The following is a 19,412-nucleotide window of genomic DNA, read 5'->3' as shown; positions in this document are numbered from 1 at the left end:
TTTAAGGAGAAAACTAAATGATAAAATCTTGTGCTGATAAAATAGCTTTTTTGTTTGTTTTAAATCAAGTAATAGAAAAAGATGATTTAGAAATCTGTTCATATGGGTTAGAGATTTTACTATCTTCTATAATAAATACTCTAGCTTCATTAATGATAGGTTTAATATTAGGTAGATTGATTTATTCTATAGTATTCTTAATATCTTTTTGTATAATAAGACAATTTTCAGGTGGATATCATGCAAATAGCAATAAAAACTGTATCCTAATTTTCAATAGTATTTTTTTTATCTCTATGGTTTTGGGAATAATTTTAAATAATTCTAATCCTATTCCGTTATTTTTAGTGATATTGTCTAGTTTTAACTTTCTAAGCATTTTTATTTTTGCTCCAGTATGTCATGCTAACAATCCACTGAATGAAATAAAATATAAAAAAAATAAGTTAATGTCAAGAATTATATCTATAACTTTATTCTTGATTATTCTTCTAGGATGCAGATACTTATCTTTTTACAATTATGTTGTATACACTTTTTTAGCTTTACTTTGGATAAATTTATTACTAATTATTCAAATCATTATAAATAAAAAAATAATATAAGGAGATGTTAACATGAAAAAAATTTTATATCATTTTATGAAAGCATGTGGTGTATTAGCTATGTTTGTAGCATTTTTATCTGCAAACACAACTTCTCTGTGGCATGTATATCAACCAAAAACACCAGAAAAACTAAAAAAATTCTAAAAATCACTAAAAAGAAGGTAACAACTAACTCCAGTTGCTACCTTCTAATCTATCTATTAATAAAATCTAGCGCTTTGTAAAGTGTATCAAATCTATCATTACCTCTTATCATAGTATAATTTTCTTTAGTCATAGACCCTATCTTATTACATGCTCCTCCCCCTACAACATATAGATTTTCTGTCTTACCTGGTACATAATCTTTTATATCACATATTAATATTTTTCCGTTACTATATCCCCAACCAACTACAGTTGCAGGTATTTTATCAACTTCTCCATCATAAACGATTGTATGTTTGTACATCTGTTTAACTCCCTCATTATTATTAATACTCTTATTTAATACTCCTTCTACAATTAACTTAGCCATACCCTCATATCCAAGTTTCTTAGCCTTCTCATAATCCTCTTTATTGTCACAAAAGAAACTTTCAATCAGTACTGCTGTAGGCTTTGAACTATTTAAGATATATAAACTTTTATCTAGTTTAGCACCTCTATTTTTAAATACTGTGCCTAGTTTCTTACATATTCTAGTTGCATACTCTAGACCTTTATTACTATAATATAGTACCTCTGAGCCTTTTCCTTGACCATCACTTGCATTTAAATGTAGTTCTATGAGTAAATCATATCCTCCACCATTAACTCTAGGTATTTTATAAGACTTTTCTTCCGATTTAGTTTTAAACTGCTTTTCGGGGCATATTATTACATCTACCTTATGCCCTTCTTTTCTAAACATATCTGCTAATACTGGTGCAAGTGACTTATTGTATTGATACTCGTTAACTACTCCATCAGCAGAAGTACATGCTCCACTTTTTAAAATACTGTGTCCTACTGTAATACATATTTTCATTATTTATTTTCCTCCTTTAACTGTTTGTAAGTTTGATTTATACCTATTGATATACCTCAACAAATTACACCTTGTAAGACTGCATCAGCATTTAATCCTAGCATCCAAATAAAAAATCCTATACCAAGTATCAATAACACTACTGGAATATATTTATTATCTAGTTGTTTATGCTTCTTGCAACCAACTCCTAAAACATAAAGAGCAGCCACTAAAATTAGTAACTGCTCTGGTATAAAACTTATTAAATTATCCATATCTTATACTCCTAATTAATTAAAATATTCCTCTCTGAATAGCAAATATAAAGAACCCTACCAGTGTTGTAATCATTGTACCAATTTGCCATTTCACAACATACTTGTAAGTGAGTTTAAATTCTCGCACAATGCCTTTAACTCTGCTTTAGACTCTATATTTGCTATCTTTAATTCGTCTATTTCATCATTATGTTTATTTATTGTTACTTCATGTCTTTTTAAATCTACTTCTAAAAGTTTTTCATTCATGCAAGCCTCCTAATTTTGAATAAAAAAAGAACTATGCTATATAGTCCTCTCCTGTTATTTCTTTATATTCTATTGTTGTTATCTTATTCTTTGAAATTGCTGTTTTAACTTGCTCTTTAGTCCAATTCCCATTTTTATAAAAATCTGTTATTATCTTATACCAATTCATTTATATCACCCCATTTGACATTAATTGAAATGTTAAATCTGCTATTGTTTGTTCTGTATAATTTACTTTATCTTCTATACTATTTTTAATATCTGAGTATCTATAAAACACTTCTTTAGTATCTATTTTAGTATCTATATTTATAAATAACTTTGCTTCTTTATTCTCTGCATACTTTTGAGTTGGTAAACTCCCTATCAGAATACCTTGTTTTAAATCTTCATCTGATAGTAAAGTTGGTTTATAGTGTATCATGCCAATATATTTTATATTTTGTTCCTCTGTATCCATTAAATTTCCTAAATAAATCATAATTCCACTCCTTTTTCATCTGAATAAACTTTTCTTGATGCTATATTTCTATAAACATTGTAATTATCTATAAAAAAAACTAAATTATTCACTATAATCATACCCACTCGTGGGGATGATGTATAAAATGCATAAAAATATCGAACTGCCTTAAATGTATTTAAATCGAGTTTCTGAACAGGGTCACTAGCATTATATGTTGGATATATAACATATAAGTATCCGTTATATATATCAAAATTTATACAACTTATTGCACTACTATTATAAACAATCTGATTTAAATTTGCATCATATTTTACTAGTCCACTTGTTTTACCACTAGCCACCTCAATCTTACCAGACTCGTCAGATACAAAAACAAAATCATCTAAAAACTTAATATTTTTTTCATACAAATATCCTCCAATTCTAAAATCTTTAGCAATAGTAAAATCAAAATTTATTTTAGCTAAATGACACATTGTAATACTACTTGAGCTTGAATGTTCTGTAGTAGCATAAATACCATTCTTATTGTAAACAAACTTACCTCTACTAAAATTATAAATACTATTTGATACTAAATTCTTAGTTAAGATTATATACATATCAGATATTCTAATTTTATGAAGTGTCGAAGAAGTCTCATCTCCATATATTCCATAAACATAGTCTCCATAGGCACACAATTTATAATAAACACCGTCTATAGATTGTATCTCACTTCCTGTCATCTTATTTATTTTATATAATTCAGTATTGTCAGATATAAACAAATATTCTTGAGCAATACAAACGCATGAGAAGTTAGCATTAGCTAAAGTAATATCAAAAATTACAGATTCATCACTTGCATTAATTTTAACTAAATGTGTTTCTTTAATTACATAAAAATAAGGTTCTTCATATTCTAATGTCTTGAAATTCCCACTACATTTTTCAATATATTTTATAGCACCACTTGTAACTAAATATGCATAATTATTTGAAAGTATTGTTTCTCTTAAATCTAATCTACCCTCTTTTTTATCAACTTTATTCTTTATTTCTTCCCATGTATCACTTGTAGTAACCTCTGCACCTTTGGAGTTTAATGCTGTTACTACATTATTTTTAGCATTAACTTCAGACTGAAAAACCTCTTTTAACGCTCCTTCTACATTATCACTTGAAAACAAATTGTCTGTATCTTCTATAGTTACATTCTTTGCTTCTAATACAAGATTTCTAACTTTATTAACGAGCTCTTTAAAAGACATTTAATCACCTCTCTCTTAATTTATAATTTTATTATATATAAATTTAAAACTATAAATGTCTACAAAGCGTAGATAAAATGTAGGCAAAATGTAAATGAATTTATATATTTTTAGGAATAAAAAAGGAACCTCTATATTGTTGGTTCTGCTCCTTTTACTACTCCACTTTCTTTAATTATATAATCCTCTACATTTTTTCTGTACTCTGTGTTAGTCACATCATTTAATTCAAATTCTCGATTTTTCAAAGGGTTCAATCCTTTGTTTAGAATCCTCTCTGCTAATATCCTTACTACTATTTCATTTATATTCATTATAATAATCCTTCTACTTTTTCATTTTCATTTAATAAAATTTGATTTTCTAACTCTTGTATTCTCTTTTCTTCCTCTGTTAGATGTATTGATATTTCCTCTAAAATAGGTTGTTTAGTTTCTGCATTTATTCTTATTATTTTGTACTTATCATAATCAACATAATCGTATTCCAAATCTATATATTCTATTTTTTTAATATTTTTTCGCTTTGAAACATTTCCTCTTGATTGCCCTTTATAAAATATTATTTCTCCATCTTCATCAAAAAATATTCTTCTTCCTACTTCTATATAATCATTCATAAAATCACTCCTTAACCTACTGCATAAAATGTTATAGAACCTGGATAGCTATTTCCACGTATGGGTAAAATACACGTACCATTTTGGACTTGAATAGTACTGTCTTTTTTATCTAGTGCATAAGCTGCTGTTTCTTCTCTAGTAGCAGATATGAAAGGTGCGTAAATACAGAAATAAGTATTCATGTAGCTTTTAGAACTAGAATTATACATAAAAATAAATTTTGGAGAAAAATTTAACTCAAATTGATAGTAATAAACAGGCATTGTACGGTCATCTGCATATTTTTTACAGTTACCTTGTCTAAGCAAAGTACATTCACCAGTTGCATAAAATAATGGTGTAGGTATATATATGTTTGAAACTTTATTAATTAAAGATGAAAAAGCTTCTATATTGGTACTATTTACACCTTTGTTAGTCAAATTGCTTACCAATGTATTTTTCAACGTTTCTATTTTTGTTTTAGTTACATCTAGTTTATCTATTCCGTCAAAAGGACTGCCTAATGTATTAGCTATGTTGTTTTTACCAGTTTGAAAATCAGTTTGTACACTTTGTAGTGCTATCATAAGTTCACCTAAACTAGCATTATCAGTTAATTTCGTTGCCATAGTATCACCTCTTTCTTAGTTTATGATTTTATTATATATAATTTTAAAACTATAAACGTCTACAAAGTGTAGAGGAAGTGTAGGCAAAATGTAAATGAATTTATATATTTTTAGGAATAAAAAAAGAACATTGCTATATTATGTGTTTTGTTCTTTCTAACATTATGTTAAATTATATTAACTGAAGAATTTTTCAAAACCAATTATTTCATATTCTATTATCCTAATTTAAAATATTCCTCTTTGAATTGCAAATATAAAGAATCCTACTAGTATTGTAATCATTGTGCCAATCAACCATTTTAACATGCTTGTAAGTGAATTTAAATTCTCACACAATGCTTTTAACTCTGCTTTAGACTCTATATTTGCTACTTTTAATTCATCTATTTCATTATTATGTTTATTTATTGTTACTTCATGTCGTTTCAAATTCTCTTTGAAAAGTTCTTCATTCATGAAAACCTCCTAAATTGTAAATTTACATTTAAAAAGGACTTAGATTTGACTAACCCCTTAACATAATTATATTATTACTTATTTACCTATATATTTTAATATTAAATTTTTATTCTGCCACAAACCAATCACAACTAACAACTTTATGACCTCCACCTATTGTGAAATTTGTTCCTGTTTTAGTTAAATTTACATACCCAACAGTACTTGATGAACGATTACTAAGTTCATATCCTATTTGATGATTAGGACAATCACTATTTAAATAGCCATATCCAAAATATTTTCCACTATCATCTTCCAACTTAACTGTTAGTATGCAAATATTAGAGTCAAATGGTAGATTTAAAATAAGTCTATTAGAGTTAACAATTGATGTACCTTTTGCCCATCTTTTTCTTTGCCTTAATTGATTATTTAACTCTGTTACTCTGTTTTGTAACATCTCTACACTAGAGTCTTAAAGATTCCTTTACCTTCTCTGACAATTCTACTAAAGAATTATTTAAGCCTGCTTCTATATTCTTTAATGCTAATACATTTATTATAGAAGTTTTACCATTTATTAATCCTTCTTTTATTTCACTAACCTTACTTGCTATATCTTGTAGGCTTGCATCATCCTCTAATGGCATTATACTTTTGCTTATACTTATAACTTTCTCTATAGTTTTATTATAATAATCTGTGACAACTATTTTTAAAGTATGTATAGCATTATCAGTAAGAGTATAATTAATAGTTTTTTCTAAGTATAAGTTATCAGTTATTGTCCCTTTTAGTATATTATCTATGAACCATTCTATTTTATCTAGATGTTTCTGTATACCTCTACTATCATCAAATAGTATTTATAACTTAGATTTGATATAATAAAACCATAGTTATTTAATATGTTTTAAACACTAAAAATACTTATAAAGGAAGTGTACATCTGAACATTAAATCAGCTTTTATGAGATAAATTTCATGTATATGTGGAATATGTGGAAGAAACAACTTGCAAAATAAAACAGAAAAGTTATGGAAATTATGAAAATAAAAAGGATGCTGAAAAACATTTAATTGAAATAAAATCTACTATAAACAACAATAGATTTATTACTCCAAAAAGTACAACACTTGTAGAAAGATGTTATAAATATATAGAAATAAATAAAAATAATTGGTCTCCTTATACTGTTGTTGATAGAAAATCTTGGATTAAAAATCACATAGAACTTTTTTTTAAAGATACAAAACTTATAGATGTAAATCCTAGTTTACTTCAATCTTTTATAAATAGTACTTTTAATAATTGTACTTTTAGTAGTTCAAATATAAGATATCGCTTCATAAGTTCAGTACTAAAAGAAGCATATAGATTAAGAGAGATAAATTAAAATTACAAGGCATACTTGAAAATGAAAATAATCTAGTTTGTTTAAATAGATATTTCAATCCATTTTTACCAGCTACATTGAGAAAATCTTTTTATAGATTTATCAAAAAAAATAATTTAAGAGATATTAGGATGCATGATTTAAGACATACAAACGCAAGTTTGCTTTTATTAGGAGGCACTAACATGAAAGTTGTTTCAGAAAGATTAGGTCATACAGATATACAAATCACTATGAATAGATACTCTCATGTGCTTGAAGAAATGGATAAAAAAGCATCTGATAATTTAAGTAAAATGTTATTCAAATAAACAAAGCTGGCTGTCAGTTAAATGTCAGTCAGTTATTTTATATTGAGTTTGTTTAAAGATGGCTAAAATCATATATTTCAATGCTTATTAGCACTCATTAATATTTGTTTGTTATTATATAATTAAATAAATCCTTATTTCTGAACCTCTATATAAAAAAGGAGTACTATTTTTTGTACTCCTTATATATAAATTTTATTTTTTTATATAGATTAAGATTACTGTATTTTCTTAATCTTCCAAATTGTTAATTTGACTTAAAATTATAAATTGGTTTCAATATATTAATTATGTCAACTGTTTCTCTTATATTTTCTACAATCTCACCAATTTGCTTATACGCTTGAGGTGCTTCATCAATGGTTTTAATATTTACACTCGTTGTAAATATATTTTTCATAGATTCTTCATAATCTTTCATATTTATACTTCTTTTGGCTTCTCCCCTTGAAAGTATACGTCCTGCTCCATGAGGTGCAGAATTAATCCAATCTAAATTTCCTTTTCCTACTCCCAAGATAACACCATCTCTCATATTTATAGGAATCAATAACTTTCTTCCTTCATATGATGCTATAGCTCCTTTTCTTAGTATTCTGTTTTCAATTTCTATATAATTATGTATAGTTTGAAAATGGTATAAATCATTAAATTTAAGACCTATACATTCTTCAATTATTCTTTTAGCCATTGTATTTCTGTTTAATTCAGCATATTTTTGTATAATATCCATATCATGAAGATAATCTTCCATCAATTTGCCTTCTAAATAACATAAATCTTTTGGTATTTTAGGAGTAAAGTTATGTTCTTTTTTAAGCGATATTAATGCATCCTGAATTTCTTCTTCTCTATTTTCCTTTTTGTACTGCTCAACAAGTCTTTTACTATCTTCCTCAAAATTATTACTAATTCTAATATAATAATCATAAGCTTTTTTTTGGTAGTATTTTGCTACCCTATTACCAAGATTTCTACTACCAGAGTGTATTATTAAATATTTATTTTTTTCACTATCTTCATTTAACTCAATAAAATGATTTCCCCCTCCAAGGCTTCCAATAGTTCGATTATATTCCTCTGTAGCTTTTCCTATGCCTTTTATACAATATAGTGATTCTATCTCTTTTTTATAGTTTGCTTTACTATATTTGTTTATATTAAATCCATGAGGTATTTTTTTTCTTATAAAATCATCTATCTGCTTTAAATCCAAATCAACTTTACCCAGATTTACACATATAACCCCACACCCTATATCTACTCCAACAAGATTTGGAACGATTTTATCTTGTATTGTCATTACAGTACCTATTACACAGCCAGAACCTGCATGACAATCTGGCATTATTCTTATCTTAGATTTTGTTGTAAATTCCTGATTACATAATTCTATTATTTGACTTATTGTTGTACTGTCTACATTATCTGTAAATATTTTTGCTTTATTGTATTTCCCTCGAATCTCTAACACTAATACCACATCCTTCTAAACTATATATTAAATTTTATATCATATGCCATTAAAAAAATATATTCAAATAAATTTTATATAAAAAATAATAACAAAAATATTGCTTTTATTTTTATATAATCAAATTTATAATGTATTAAAAATAACATAAAAATGTCCATCTTTCAATATATATACTTTTCTTATGTGATATTATTATAGATTTCAAATTTTTATTCATTTAAACATATTCATCATTTTTTTACTATTTTTGTAAAACTAATCCCATAGTCATACTATCATCAGAATATACTTCGCCTTTGACATTATTAAAAAATTCAATAGATTTAAAACCAATATCTTTAATTTCTGCTAAAAAACTCTCTTTTGAAAAGTATTTATTCCAAATATAAAATACATTTTCATTTCCTTCTGTTATAACAAGAGTTTGTTCTAATGTATTGTAATCACTATATTTGCAATTATCTTGTATACACACGTATCTTTCACCACTCCAAAATCCTCCTTTTTCATTTATTTCCCATGTTTTAACTTCTTTAAAATCATTGTATTTATTTACTGTAAATACATCTAATATCAACTTTCCTCCAGGTTTTAAACTCTTGTAAATATTCTCCATTAATAGACATCTGCTTTTAGTTGATAACGCTCCATAATCACAATAAATTAAAGTAGCTATATCAAATTCTTCACTGTAATTCATATTTAAATAACTTTGAAATAAATATGTTACATTTAGATTTTTCTCTTCTTTTCTACTTTGTGCATAATTAATAGAGCGCTTTGAAAAATCAATCCCAGTTACTTTATAACCTTTCTGTGCAAATCTTTCTGCATATAGTCCTGGTCCACATCCTAAATCAATTAAATTTGGATACTTATCTGGAGATGCAACTTTAACTATCCAATCTACAGAATCATTAATAAAGTCTAGACTTCTACTTGCTCCTTCAAAATCAACATCTAAATGCGCTTTTAATAACTGTTTTGAGATATATTCATCATCCCAAAAATTAACTTTACTTTCCTTATAAAATTCTGGTCTTTCTAAATACATACATAATTTGTTTAACAAAACATACCACTCCTTAAAGTTTATTTATAAAACAAAAAAACCACAGATTCTACTCTGTGGTTTAACTTCAAAAAGATGAGTTTAAATAAGAGTAAAATAGAACCAAATATTTTTAAGCACAACAATAAAACTATCGCTTTATTTTGTTTACTTATTAAATTTGATTTTATCTACTCTTTTCCAGCAATACTTACATCAACGATTTTATGATATCAAGTACGCCGAACAACATCATCCTTTCATATTTTTATTTTATAGATACATTATATATTTATTTATGTTTATTTGTCAATGAATTTTGGTTTAGATAATTTATAATAGTCAATTTAAAAGTACCTTATTATATATAAAATTAATCAAAAAAAGACAACTGAATATCGCCTGAATGTTTTAATTTTTCTTTCATTATTTTGGCATAACTACTTGATAAAGAGTACTTGTTTCTAAGTTGATTGACCATTTTATATAGTTGATTTTTATATTCTTTATTTGCTGAACCTGTACTATATAGTATTGATAATTTATCAAATAAATCAGGAAATTCTTTTTTAATGAAGTCAAAAAAAACACCTCTAGTTACACCTCTTAAATACAAAGTTCCAGGTAACACATAGTGTACATTACTTTCTTTTGCGTATCTAAACAATGAATTTATATTATCAAAATTATCTGTAATATAAGGTATAATTGGCATAATATGAAGACCAACTGAAGCGTTAGTTTTTCTAAATTCCTTTAACATTTTAAATCTTCTCATTGAATCTACTCCATTCGGTTCAATGAGCTTTTGTGTCTTTTCATCTACTGTTGTAATTGTAGAAGCTATGTTAATATATGTAATTCTAGATAATTTATCAATCAAATCATAATCTCTTAAAATTAAATCTGATTTTGTAGAAATAATCGCTGGGGTTTTATATTTGATTAATAGATTCAATATTTCTGGCATAATCTTATACTCAGCTTCTATAGGCTGATAGCTATCTGTCACTCCCCCTATATTAATTACTTCTCTATTCCATTTACTACTACTCAATTGTTTTTCAAGTTTTTCTATTATATTTGTTTTTACATAAATTTCTTCAAAATAATTACTAGAATTCATATACTTATGTGAATAAATAGCATAACAATATTTACATGCATGTTCGCAACCACGATAAATATTTAAATCCCATTTATACGGCATACTTCTTTTTAGTTTATTACAAGCAGTTTCACAATTTATTGGAGTATATTTTACTTTATTATACAAACAATCACCTCTTTACATCTAATCATACCATAATATTAAATTATAGTAATTAAAGTAAGCTATTACCATACCATAAGTCATAGTCATCACCGTATTTACAAAGTAATATATTCCATTCATTCATGGATATTCCTCCACACATTGCTTTTTCTTCTAAATTATATAGACATTGTTTTAAATATACTTCATTATGCCAATCTCTATATAAAGTTTCTAAATTTAGATTATGTAATACAGATACATCCATTGAAAAATTGTTATTATTCCATTTTAGCATTTCTATAAACTTAGTTTCATTAGGTCTATAACCCCTTTTCACCATTTCATCATGTATAACTTTTGCATAAAATTTAAATTCATCTATACTATAATTTAATACTTTATTTACTAATAGATGATTTGGAGTACCTTTTTTCTCTATAGAACCTTTTATAGCGAATAGTTCTCTCCATTGACTTACTAATTGATTTTTAGGTAATACATCAATTAAATCCTTATGCCATAATCTCATAATTTAACTCCTCACTATAAAATATTCTCTAAATTTAGTACTTAAATTACATTATAGTTTCACACGTTCAATAAGTTTATCTGTAAAAACTATGCCATTCAAATGGTCTATCTCGTGACAAAGACATTTTGCCATGGGTCCTGAGCCTTTAATTGTTATTTTCTCACCATTCTCATCTAAAGCTGAAACTGTGACTTTTTTAGGTCTTTTTAATTTTCCCCATACATCAGGAAAACTTAAGCAACCTTCAACAACAATTTGCTCTCCTTCTTCTTTAATAATTTCAGGATTAACAAGTTTAATAAGTCCCTCTCCTAAATCTATAACAACTAAACGTTTTAATATTCCTACTTGACACCCAGCTAACCCCCCACCATTTGGCGTGTTGTACATCGTTTCTGCCATATCATTTAATAGGTCTCTTATCTTATTATCTACTTTTTCTACATTCTTACTCTTTTTTCTTAAAATTTCATCGTCAAAAGTTCTAATCTCTCTTAGAGCCATAATATTCCCCCCTACTTGTCTGAGCTCTTGATTTTCTCTCACTCTCTTCAAATAAAAATATATTTTCAATTGGTTCATTAAAAACTCTTGAAATATCATATGCTAACCATATTGAAGGTTCATTTTTACCAGTCTCTATAGCATTTATAGCCTGCCTAGATGTTCCTACTAATTCTCCTAGTTGTTCTTGCGTTAACCCCAATTTTTCTCTTAATACCTTGATTTTATTTTTCATATATACTCCATTCATGTAATGTTAACCTTACATTTAAACTGTAACATTTTCCAATTTTTATGTCAAGTCAACCTTACATTTATTTTAATAATCTATTTAACTAGATATTTTTTTATTGAATTTTTTAAGTAATAAAACAATCCAAATTAATGATACAATAAATGAGATAAAAATATATATGTAGTTACTATCCTTAAATGCCTTTGCTAACCAAAATGATGGTAAGAAAAATAAAATATACTGTATTTTATTTAAAATAAAAAATGGTGCTGGAATACCTAACATAAAAAGACCTGATAACTTTGTAAGTGCCATACCTTCTAATTTATTTGATGATAAAGAAGTTATTAATATTGATATAATAATTCCTTGCATCAAAGCTACTAAAGAAATCGCTAAATTTAATAAAAAAGAAATTTTAGTTAGCGAAAAAGTTAGTAATAAAATTACTGTAATGACAAATGCTAGGATAGCTGGTATTCCAAGTCTTGAAATAAGATAACCACTTTTTCCAATAGGAGTGATTATCAAGTGCTTTGAAATATTATCATCAATTTCTCCTAACATAACCATAGTAGAAGCAAAAAAGAACATAAAAGGTGTTATGAAAGCTAAAAGCAAGTCAAATACTAAAAAATATGGTTCTAAAGTTAATTGATAATAAGAGCTATCAATTAATATATTCTGAATTAATGGTATTCCAAATTTTATAAGACCTCCACATAATATTGGAGAAATGCATACTACAAAAAGCATAGCATCACATTTTATTTGCTCAAATTCTTGTCTAAAAGCATTAATAATTTTTATCATAACTTTATACCACCTACCTTTTTCCAAATACTACAAACAAAATAATATGTTATGAAATAAACTATTATAGTCATCAATATTAAAATTAATATATTAGTTACTAAAGAATTTTTATCTCCACTAATAAGAGAAATACATATATTGAAAGGATACAAATTAGTAAATACATTTAAATCCATCAATACATTAATTATTGGTGGCACAAAGCAGACAATCTCAGCAGGAATAGTTAAAACAATAAATTGATTTAAACTTGATGCTCTACTTGCAAATATAAGCCCAAGTAATGAAAATATTATCGATGCAAAGAAGGTTCCTATAATTACTATCAAAATATTATTTAAATTTGCTGTAATTGCAATTACCATAGCTACAATACTAGATATCATTGACAATGAAATCACCTTTGATAAAATATATTCTGATATTTTTATTGGAGATACCGCTAGAGAATTTAAAACTCTTTGACTCTTCTCAAGAAGTACAATTGCTCCCATAAAAAATAATCCCATTGCTGCTGGGTCAGAATAAATCATAATTATAGCTACCTTTTCTCTCAATAATGGTGGAAATGCATTAAGCAAACAAATATATACAATACTTAAAACAACATATAAAAAATAAAATCCATATTTAAATTGAAACTTTATATCTCCTAAGATAAGATTTTTTAATCTCATTGTAAATTCCTCCCTGTTATCTCAATAAAAATATCATTTAATGTTGGTTCACTACTATGTATTGATAAGAGCTTATTTTCCTTAATAAGCATATTTAATTTTTTGTCGTTACTAGTATCACTTAAAAAACATTCAGAAATTTTTTCTCCATTATCAAAATATGTATATCTAATTTTAACAGCACCTTTTGACATAATAAGATTATGTGGTGTACCTAATGCAGATATTTTCCCATTTACAATGAATGCTACCCTATCACAAAGTTCTGTTGCATCCAACATATTATGAGTTGTTAAAATAATAGTTTTACCTTTAGATTTTTCTGATAGAATCATATTTTTCATAATCTTACTATTTGATGGGTCAAGACCACTTGTTGGCTCATCTAAAAATAATATATCTGGATTATGTAATAAAGCTTTTATAAAATTTAATCTCGATTTCATCCCCTTTGAATACTCCGATATTTTTTTATTTGCTTCATTTTCTAATCCTACTGATTTTAGTAGTTCTCCAATTGGTAGTAATTTTTTAGAATATAAAGAACCAAAGTATTTTAAATTTTCTATTGCAGTTAATTTTTCATATAAACTAGGAAATTCAAAATCAACTCCTATATTCTCATAAAATTTATTTGAATGTTTTTTGCTTTCTATTCCATTTACAAGTACACTTCCTTCATAATTGGTTATCATACCAATTAGAATTTTTTGTAATGTTGATTTACCTGCTCCAGATGGTCCTAAAAATCCTAGTATTTCTCCTTTTCCCACTTCAAAATTAATATTTTGTAAAAATTTTTTATCTGTATAACTAAATGATAAATTATCAACTTTAATCATTTTTATCCCACCTTTTTATATATTTGACTAATTTAATTATATAGTCAATAAAAACCAATTTTTTTGTTTGTTAATACTTTTTAGTAAAAATACTAGCAAACAAGTTTAAAAATTTATTCCATAAGTTGTATAACTAGACCTCTTATCATCAATCTTAAAGCATCATCAAAACAATTCTCACCAACTTCATGTTTGTATAACATAGTAAGAAATACTGCTCTAAATGCCCCACTAAAGTTTTCTACATGTTTATTTTTTGCATTTGGTATATAAGATATCATCTTACTAATTTCAAAATCATCATGCTTAAAATGTTCTTCAATTATATAATCTGGTAATTTTCGCATTAGTATTTCAAACTCTCCATTAATTAACAGATTTAAAATTGAAGTATCATCAACTAGCTTATAAAATTTCATAAATATATCTGTCAACTTATCATATGTAACACTTTCATCAAGTTTTTTTAATTCGTATAACATTTGGTTTTGTATTGAATCATGTATATCTTTCAATACTTCAAAAAAAAGTAATTCTTTCGATTGAAAAAACAGATAAAAAGTTCCCTTTGGAATCTTTACTCGCCTTACAAGTTCATCAACAGTAGTTTTTCTAATACCATATTGCTCAATACACAAACTAGCCTCTTCTTTAAGTCTTTTAACTATGTACTCTCTTTCTTTATCAGAATATGATTTAGGCATCCTCTCATCTCCTATTTGACTAAATTAATCTTTATAGTCAATATAATTCTTTTACTCTTTAATGTCAATAAATTTATTAATTCTATTAAAAATCTTCGAAAATTCTGAATTTTATATAGCTTTTTTTATTCTATAATGTTATAATTAAAATATAAATAATATATTATTCTATTTTCATATCTATTTGCTTATTTTTTAACTTAGTTTCTAATAGCAGTAATCATATTTATCTTTTTAAATGTTCCATTTTTAATAAAAAATGAAGGAGTTGATTTTATGACTACTACTACAAAAAATCGTTTTTATGATTTTGTTCAAGAAAACTTAAATAAATATGTTGAAGTAAATTCTTATTTTAGCAGTTGCCCTCTATATGGGGAAATTATAGAAGCAGACAGCTTATCAATTACACTTTGTTCAAGATATATAGACGAATCTAATCCATCTTTAAACGAGACTTACACACTATATTTACCACTTAGCTCTATAATAGCTATTAGAACTATATAAAAAGGTTAATTAAATACAGGTTATTTTTATATAGTATGTAAGACTTTCTATATAAAAATAACCCTTTTCTATTTATACATTTTATACATTGAAAATATTAATACGTATATTTAAAGCTGTAAATAGAATCTTATAATTATTGATTGTTTCAGTTATCAATAATTCAAAATGGCTATTTACAGCTTCAATTTGTCATTATCTACTAGAAATATATTAATCTACTAGTATCTTATTTAACACTTTTTAATTTTACTAACTCCTTAAAGGCGTTTTGATTTGCACCTCCACCAACTTGAGTTACTTTTTCTAAAGTTTTATTTTTAAGAATATCTTTTTGACTATCAGCTAATTTATCACCAACCAAAATTACTGGTGACCCATTTTTTGCTCCTAGAGGACCAACTGCTAGACCGTCTATTAAATCATTTTGACTCTTTATTCCATTTTTAACTACATATGCATTTTTCAAAGTATCTTTTTTATAAAAATTATCTATTATCTTTGAATTTGTTTCGTCTCTACTACTACCAGATAATCTAGTTGGGTTTTTAAGTTTACTTTCCAAACTAGTTGATAAGGATACTGTACCTCCAATAATATAAGACTTCTCTATATTTAGTGAGTTTAAAAATTCATCTGCTCCTTGCAATTCGCTTTTTTCATTTGCAAGTATAATTGGAATATTATTTTCTGCTGCGGCTGCACCTACACTAATTGCATCAGCTAAACCTTTTACACCATTTACAACAGCTATTTGAGAGACATTTTTTATACTATTCAACTTTTGAGCTAATAGCAAGCTTGTCTTATATCTGTCACTTCCTGATATTCTTTCAGTTGATATATTTAAGTTTTTTAATTGTTGTTCAGTTTCTTTACTTATGGAATTTTCTCCACCTATTAAGTATACTTTTTTTGCACCTAATCTCTGTATTTCAGCTTTAGTTTTTGAATTCAAAGCTTCTTTTTGTGTTAATAGTATCGGTGAATTGATGGCAGATGTAAAAGGAGTTGCTGCCAATGCATCTACTATTGAACCTCCATTTACTAAAACTACATTTTCTGAAGAACTAAATCCATTTTGGCTAACTTTAATGGCAGTTTCATATCTATCACTACCAATTAAAGATTCATTTGGAATACTTTCATCAGAAGATTTTTCTGTAACAGCTTTTATAGTAAAGTTACATGGATAAAACTTGCTATCTCTATTTATATCATAGAATTTTCCAGTACTATCTATAATGTAACTTTCTCCTAAGTTTGCTTTTGCTTTAAACGTATCATAACCTGGCACATTTGATTCAGAACCTATAGTTGATTCTCCATTTTTATCTTCTATGCTAACTACTATAGCACCTTTTCCTTCTGGTATATCAAAAGAATCGATTGGAACGGTTATGTATCCTGAATATTGCGTAGTACCCTCTTTTAATTTTTTCATATTATTTTCTTGAGGTATGCTATTTACTACTGGAGCATAATATATTTCATACTTAGCTCCTATACTCTCAGTTAAAAACATTACAGATTTTAGAGTCTCATCTCCCCTATTAAAGTCAAATACATTTGCAGCTGTTATTTTATTTGAAATTAAAGGAACAATACTTGCGTAGTCATGTTGATACATTTTTTCATCATCATTAGGTTTTTGACCTCCTCTGATTGAGAAATTATCTATATCAGACATAAGTGTCTTATCTTCATAAGATATCCAGAAGTATCCACGTTCAGAATTATAATCTCCCCAACTATTTTTTATTAGCCATGCACCATTTTTTGATGGTCTATTACTTGAATTAAAGTTATCTTTAGAATAATTATCATCCCAACCTACAACTGAAATAGCATGGTTAGTATTGAAACTTTTTGTTGGACAATAATATGAATTGTTGTCTTCACTTTGATACTTAATATCTTCATAATAACCTGATGTTACTGCTCCATACTGTAATATAGCATTTTTTGTAGAGTTCATATCATTACTTACACATACAGCATCTGTTACATTAAAAATAGTTGGTGCTGTATTCATATTAGCTGGTTTTGTTGCTCCTTGTGCTTTAGATATTTTACCGTTATATGGAATATCTTTTTCCAATTTAGGACCTGACCAAGATGTTAAGTATCCCATAGCTTCATAATTTAAAGCACCATCCATATCATTTACAGTCCATCCATATTCACCTTCTGAAGCCCACCATCTTAAATGTTCTTCTGATAAATCATAGTCTCCATAATTCTTTAATTTTAGAAAACTTTCTAAAGTTGCCATGGCTGCAAAATCCCAGCATATTCCAAGATTTTCTTGATTTTTTATTGAGGTCATTAATCCCAACTTTCTTGGGTCATAAGATGCTGGAGCTGTTCTTCCTTTACTTCGAACTTTAGTACCTTCCAATTGATATGGATTTGGTATAATCCCATTATATTTTTCTGTACGTCCATTTTTAGCATCTTCTAGATATTGTTTATAGGTCTCACTGTATTCAGCTTTTTTTATCTGATTCAATGTATTTCCATTTTCAGCTGATACAGGAATCGTTGACATTACTAAAATAGATATTAAAAATAATGCAATAAACCTTGATGCTTTTCTTGAAGCAAACTTTTTCATACTTTCTCCCCCTAACTTCGAGCTAATTTTTAAAAATTTAATACTATATATGACTAAATATTAATTATTTCTAAATATATAATCATTTAAATCAATTATACCAAAGTTTTCCTTTAAAAATAAATAGAATAAAATAAAAAGCTGAAATTATCTTGGATAAATTCAGCTTTTTATTTTATTCTTTAAGATATTTTTATTTAAATCCAATTACTGCAGCCCCTAATGCTCCTATTATCTGAGTATCTTCTGCAATAAATATTTTTTTATCTAATATTTCTTCTATCATTTTTACTAATACTTTACTCTTCGCAAGACCTCCAGTAAATGCAACTTCATCTACTATTTCTCCTCTTGCCAACATCGATGTTGACTTATTTGCAATAGATTTAAGTATTCCTGCTGCTACATCTCCAGTAGAAATATTTTGAGCTAAGAGACTTACTATTTCGGACTCTGCAAAAACTGTACACATGCTAGATATATTAACTGGTTCATTTCCTTGAGCTAGCGTATCAATACTTTCTATATCACTTCCCAAAAGATTAGAGGTAATTTCTAAAAACCTACCAGTACCAGCAGCACACTTATCATTCATTATAAAATTAAATACATTTCCATCTCTATCTAAATTTATAACTTTACTATCTTGACCACCTACATCTAAAATAGTCCTTACATTCTCATTTAAAAAGTAAACGCCTCTAGTGTGACACGTTATTTCTGTTACTTTCTTATCGGCAAAGTCCATTACCCCTCTGCCATAGCCTGTACCTACTACTTTTTTTATATCTTTTTTATCAATTCCATCGCTTAACAACTCATAAACTTGTTTAGATGTACTTTTAGGGCTCCATCCAGTTGGTATAATTATTTTTTTGACAATTTTTTCACCATCAAATAACACACCTTTTGTTGCTACTGACCCTGAGTCCACTCCTATACTAAACATAACCCCT

At 26.7% G+C, this 19,412-nt stretch carries 27 protein-coding genes and 1 pseudogene; 5 read left to right on the top strand and 23 right to left on the bottom strand.

Annotated features, from left to right (window positions below; all coding sequences use genetic code 11):
- The first annotated feature begins 17 nt into the window (after positions 1–17).
- Positions 18–605, top strand: a complete 588-nt coding sequence (locus KGF46_RS10070) for an accessory gene regulator B family protein (protein WP_227850393.1) — start codon at positions 18–20, stop codon at positions 603–605.
- A gap of 12 nt (positions 606–617) precedes the next feature.
- Positions 618–752 carry a cyclic lactone autoinducer peptide gene (locus KGF46_RS10065; RefSeq protein WP_003417378.1) on the top strand — a complete coding sequence of 45 codons (135 nt, stop codon included), beginning with the start codon at positions 618–620 and terminating at the stop codon, positions 750–752.
- Between the two features lie 49 nt (positions 753–801).
- On the opposite strand, the gene KGF46_RS10060 is transcribed toward KGF46_RS10065, so the two are convergent.
- The 11 genes and pseudogenes from KGF46_RS10060 to KGF46_RS10010 all read right to left on the bottom strand — a co-directional run.
- A complete protein-coding gene (locus KGF46_RS10060) occupies positions 802–1,617 on the bottom strand; it encodes an N-acetylmuramoyl-L-alanine amidase (protein WP_227850394.1) in 816 nt (271 codons plus the stop codon).
- A 56-nt stretch (positions 1,618–1,673) separates the two neighbouring features.
- Entirely contained in the window at positions 1,674–1,874 is a 201-nt protein-coding gene (locus KGF46_RS10055; RefSeq protein WP_227861956.1) for a phage holin family protein, read from the bottom strand.
- A 93-nt stretch (positions 1,875–1,967) separates the two neighbouring features.
- The gene (locus KGF46_RS10050) at positions 1,968–2,126 is read right to left on the bottom strand and encodes a hemolysin XhlA family protein (RefSeq protein WP_227850396.1); all 159 of its coding nucleotides are present in this window, start codon (positions 2,124–2,126) and stop codon (positions 1,968–1,970) included.
- A gap of 31 nt (positions 2,127–2,157) precedes the next feature.
- The gene (locus KGF46_RS10045) at positions 2,158–2,295 is read right to left on the bottom strand and encodes an XkdX family protein (RefSeq protein WP_227850397.1); all 138 of its coding nucleotides are present in this window, start codon (positions 2,293–2,295) and stop codon (positions 2,158–2,160) included.
- Entirely contained in the window at positions 2,296–2,607 is a 312-nt protein-coding gene (locus KGF46_RS10040) for a hypothetical protein (protein ID WP_227850398.1), read from the bottom strand.
- Complete coding sequence (locus KGF46_RS10035; protein ID WP_227850399.1) at positions 2,604–3,848, bottom strand: hypothetical protein; 1,245 nt, start codon at positions 3,846–3,848, stop codon at positions 2,604–2,606. The genes KGF46_RS10040 and KGF46_RS10035 overlap by 4 nt, the downstream gene beginning before the upstream one ends.
- 131 nt (positions 3,849–3,979) lie before the next feature.
- Positions 3,980–4,162 carry a hypothetical protein gene (locus KGF46_RS10030; RefSeq protein WP_227861955.1) on the bottom strand — a complete coding sequence of 61 codons (183 nt, stop codon included), beginning with the start codon at positions 4,160–4,162 and terminating at the stop codon, positions 3,980–3,982.
- Entirely contained in the window at positions 4,162–4,467 is a 306-nt protein-coding gene (locus tag KGF46_RS10025) for a hypothetical protein (protein ID WP_227850401.1), read from the bottom strand. The genes KGF46_RS10030 and KGF46_RS10025 overlap by 1 nt, the downstream gene beginning before the upstream one ends.
- An 11-nt stretch (positions 4,468–4,478) precedes the next feature.
- Positions 4,479–5,081, bottom strand: a complete 603-nt coding sequence (locus tag KGF46_RS10020; protein WP_227850402.1) for a hypothetical protein — start codon at positions 5,079–5,081, stop codon at positions 4,479–4,481.
- Between the two features lie 228 nt (positions 5,082–5,309).
- On the bottom strand, positions 5,310–5,540 hold the full coding sequence (locus tag KGF46_RS10015) for a hemolysin XhlA family protein (protein ID WP_227850403.1): 231 nt from the start codon (positions 5,538–5,540) through the stop codon (positions 5,310–5,312).
- A gap of 376 nt (positions 5,541–5,916) precedes the next feature.
- A pseudogene (locus KGF46_RS10010) lies at positions 5,917–6,358 on the bottom strand (hypothetical protein); the annotation flags it as partial.
- Positions 6,359–6,526: 168 nt separating this feature from the next.
- Here KGF46_RS10010 and KGF46_RS10005 point away from each other — a divergent pair.
- Together KGF46_RS10005 and KGF46_RS10000 are read left to right on the top strand one after the other, a co-directional pair.
- Positions 6,527–6,922 carry an Arm DNA-binding domain-containing protein gene (locus tag KGF46_RS10005; protein ID WP_413926708.1) on the top strand — a complete coding sequence of 132 codons (396 nt, stop codon included), beginning with the start codon at positions 6,527–6,529 and terminating at the stop codon, positions 6,920–6,922.
- Positions 6,904–7,233, top strand: coding sequence for a tyrosine-type recombinase/integrase (locus tag KGF46_RS10000; protein WP_413927280.1), 330 nt, complete (start codon positions 6,904–6,906; stop codon positions 7,231–7,233). Before KGF46_RS10005 ends, KGF46_RS10000 begins: the two co-directional genes overlap by 19 nt.
- Positions 7,234–7,480: 247 nt before the next feature.
- Here KGF46_RS10000 and KGF46_RS09995 read toward each other — a convergent pair whose 3' ends face one another.
- The 10 genes from KGF46_RS09995 to KGF46_RS09950 all read right to left on the bottom strand — a co-directional run bounded on the left by KGF46_RS09995 (position 7,481) and on the right by KGF46_RS09950 (position 15,329).
- Positions 7,481–8,707 (bottom strand): RtcB family protein, encoded by a 1,227-nt coding sequence (locus KGF46_RS09995; RefSeq protein ID WP_227861954.1) that lies wholly within the window; start codon positions 8,705–8,707, stop codon positions 7,481–7,483.
- Between the two features lie 244 nt (positions 8,708–8,951).
- Entirely contained in the window at positions 8,952–9,782 is an 831-nt protein-coding gene (locus KGF46_RS09990) for a class I SAM-dependent methyltransferase (RefSeq protein WP_227850406.1), read from the bottom strand.
- A gap of 352 nt (positions 9,783–10,134) precedes the next feature.
- The gene (locus KGF46_RS09985; RefSeq protein WP_227850407.1) at positions 10,135–11,037 is read right to left on the bottom strand and encodes a radical SAM protein; all 903 of its coding nucleotides are present in this window, start codon (positions 11,035–11,037) and stop codon (positions 10,135–10,137) included.
- A 49-nt stretch (positions 11,038–11,086) separates the two neighbouring features.
- A complete protein-coding gene (locus KGF46_RS09980; protein WP_227828483.1) occupies positions 11,087–11,548 on the bottom strand; it encodes a pyrimidine dimer DNA glycosylase/endonuclease V in 462 nt (153 codons plus the stop codon).
- A gap of 51 nt (positions 11,549–11,599) precedes the next feature.
- Positions 11,600–12,055 (bottom strand): peptide deformylase, encoded by a 456-nt coding sequence (def, locus tag KGF46_RS09975; RefSeq protein WP_227828482.1) that lies wholly within the window; start codon positions 12,053–12,055, stop codon positions 11,600–11,602.
- Positions 12,036–12,290, bottom strand: a complete 255-nt coding sequence (locus KGF46_RS09970) for a helix-turn-helix transcriptional regulator (RefSeq protein ID WP_227828481.1) — start codon at positions 12,288–12,290, stop codon at positions 12,036–12,038. The genes def and KGF46_RS09970 overlap by 20 nt, the downstream gene beginning before the upstream one ends.
- Before the next feature lie 96 nt (positions 12,291–12,386).
- On the bottom strand, positions 12,387–13,103 hold the full coding sequence (locus KGF46_RS09965; protein WP_227828480.1) for an ABC transporter permease: 717 nt from the start codon (positions 13,101–13,103) through the stop codon (positions 12,387–12,389).
- Positions 13,100–13,783 (bottom strand): ABC transporter permease, encoded by a 684-nt coding sequence (locus KGF46_RS09960; protein WP_227828479.1) that lies wholly within the window; start codon positions 13,781–13,783, stop codon positions 13,100–13,102. The genes KGF46_RS09965 and KGF46_RS09960 overlap by 4 nt, the downstream gene beginning before the upstream one ends.
- Complete coding sequence (locus tag KGF46_RS09955) at positions 13,780–14,625, bottom strand: ABC transporter ATP-binding protein (protein ID WP_227828478.1); 846 nt, start codon at positions 14,623–14,625, stop codon at positions 13,780–13,782. The genes KGF46_RS09960 and KGF46_RS09955 overlap by 4 nt, the downstream gene beginning before the upstream one ends.
- A gap of 113 nt (positions 14,626–14,738) precedes the next feature.
- Positions 14,739–15,329, bottom strand: a complete 591-nt coding sequence (locus KGF46_RS09950) for a TetR/AcrR family transcriptional regulator (protein ID WP_227828477.1) — start codon at positions 15,327–15,329, stop codon at positions 14,739–14,741.
- 276 nt (positions 15,330–15,605) lie between these two features.
- On the opposite strand from KGF46_RS09950, the gene KGF46_RS09945 reads away from it, so the two are divergent.
- Positions 15,606–15,839, top strand: coding sequence for an ATPase (locus KGF46_RS09945; protein WP_227433254.1), 234 nt, complete (start codon positions 15,606–15,608; stop codon positions 15,837–15,839).
- 229 nt (positions 15,840–16,068) lie between these two features.
- Here KGF46_RS09945 and KGF46_RS09940 read toward each other — a convergent pair whose 3' ends face one another.
- Both KGF46_RS09940 and KGF46_RS09935 read right to left on the bottom strand, forming a co-directional pair.
- Positions 16,069–18,456, bottom strand: coding sequence for a cell wall-binding repeat-containing protein (locus KGF46_RS09940; protein ID WP_227828476.1), 2,388 nt, complete (start codon positions 18,454–18,456; stop codon positions 16,069–16,071).
- 193 nt (positions 18,457–18,649) lie between these two features.
- On the bottom strand, positions 18,650–19,405 hold the full coding sequence (locus KGF46_RS09935) for an acyl-CoA dehydratase activase (protein WP_227828475.1): 756 nt from the start codon (positions 19,403–19,405) through the stop codon (positions 18,650–18,652).
- Between the last annotated feature and the right edge of the window lie 7 nt (positions 19,406–19,412).

Origin of the sequence: Clostridioides sp. ZZV14-6153, assembly GCF_020657855.1 — a bacterium.
GTDB lineage: Bacteria > Bacillota > Clostridia > Peptostreptococcales > Peptostreptococcaceae > Clostridioides.
This window is presented reverse-complemented; position numbering and strand designations above follow the sequence as displayed.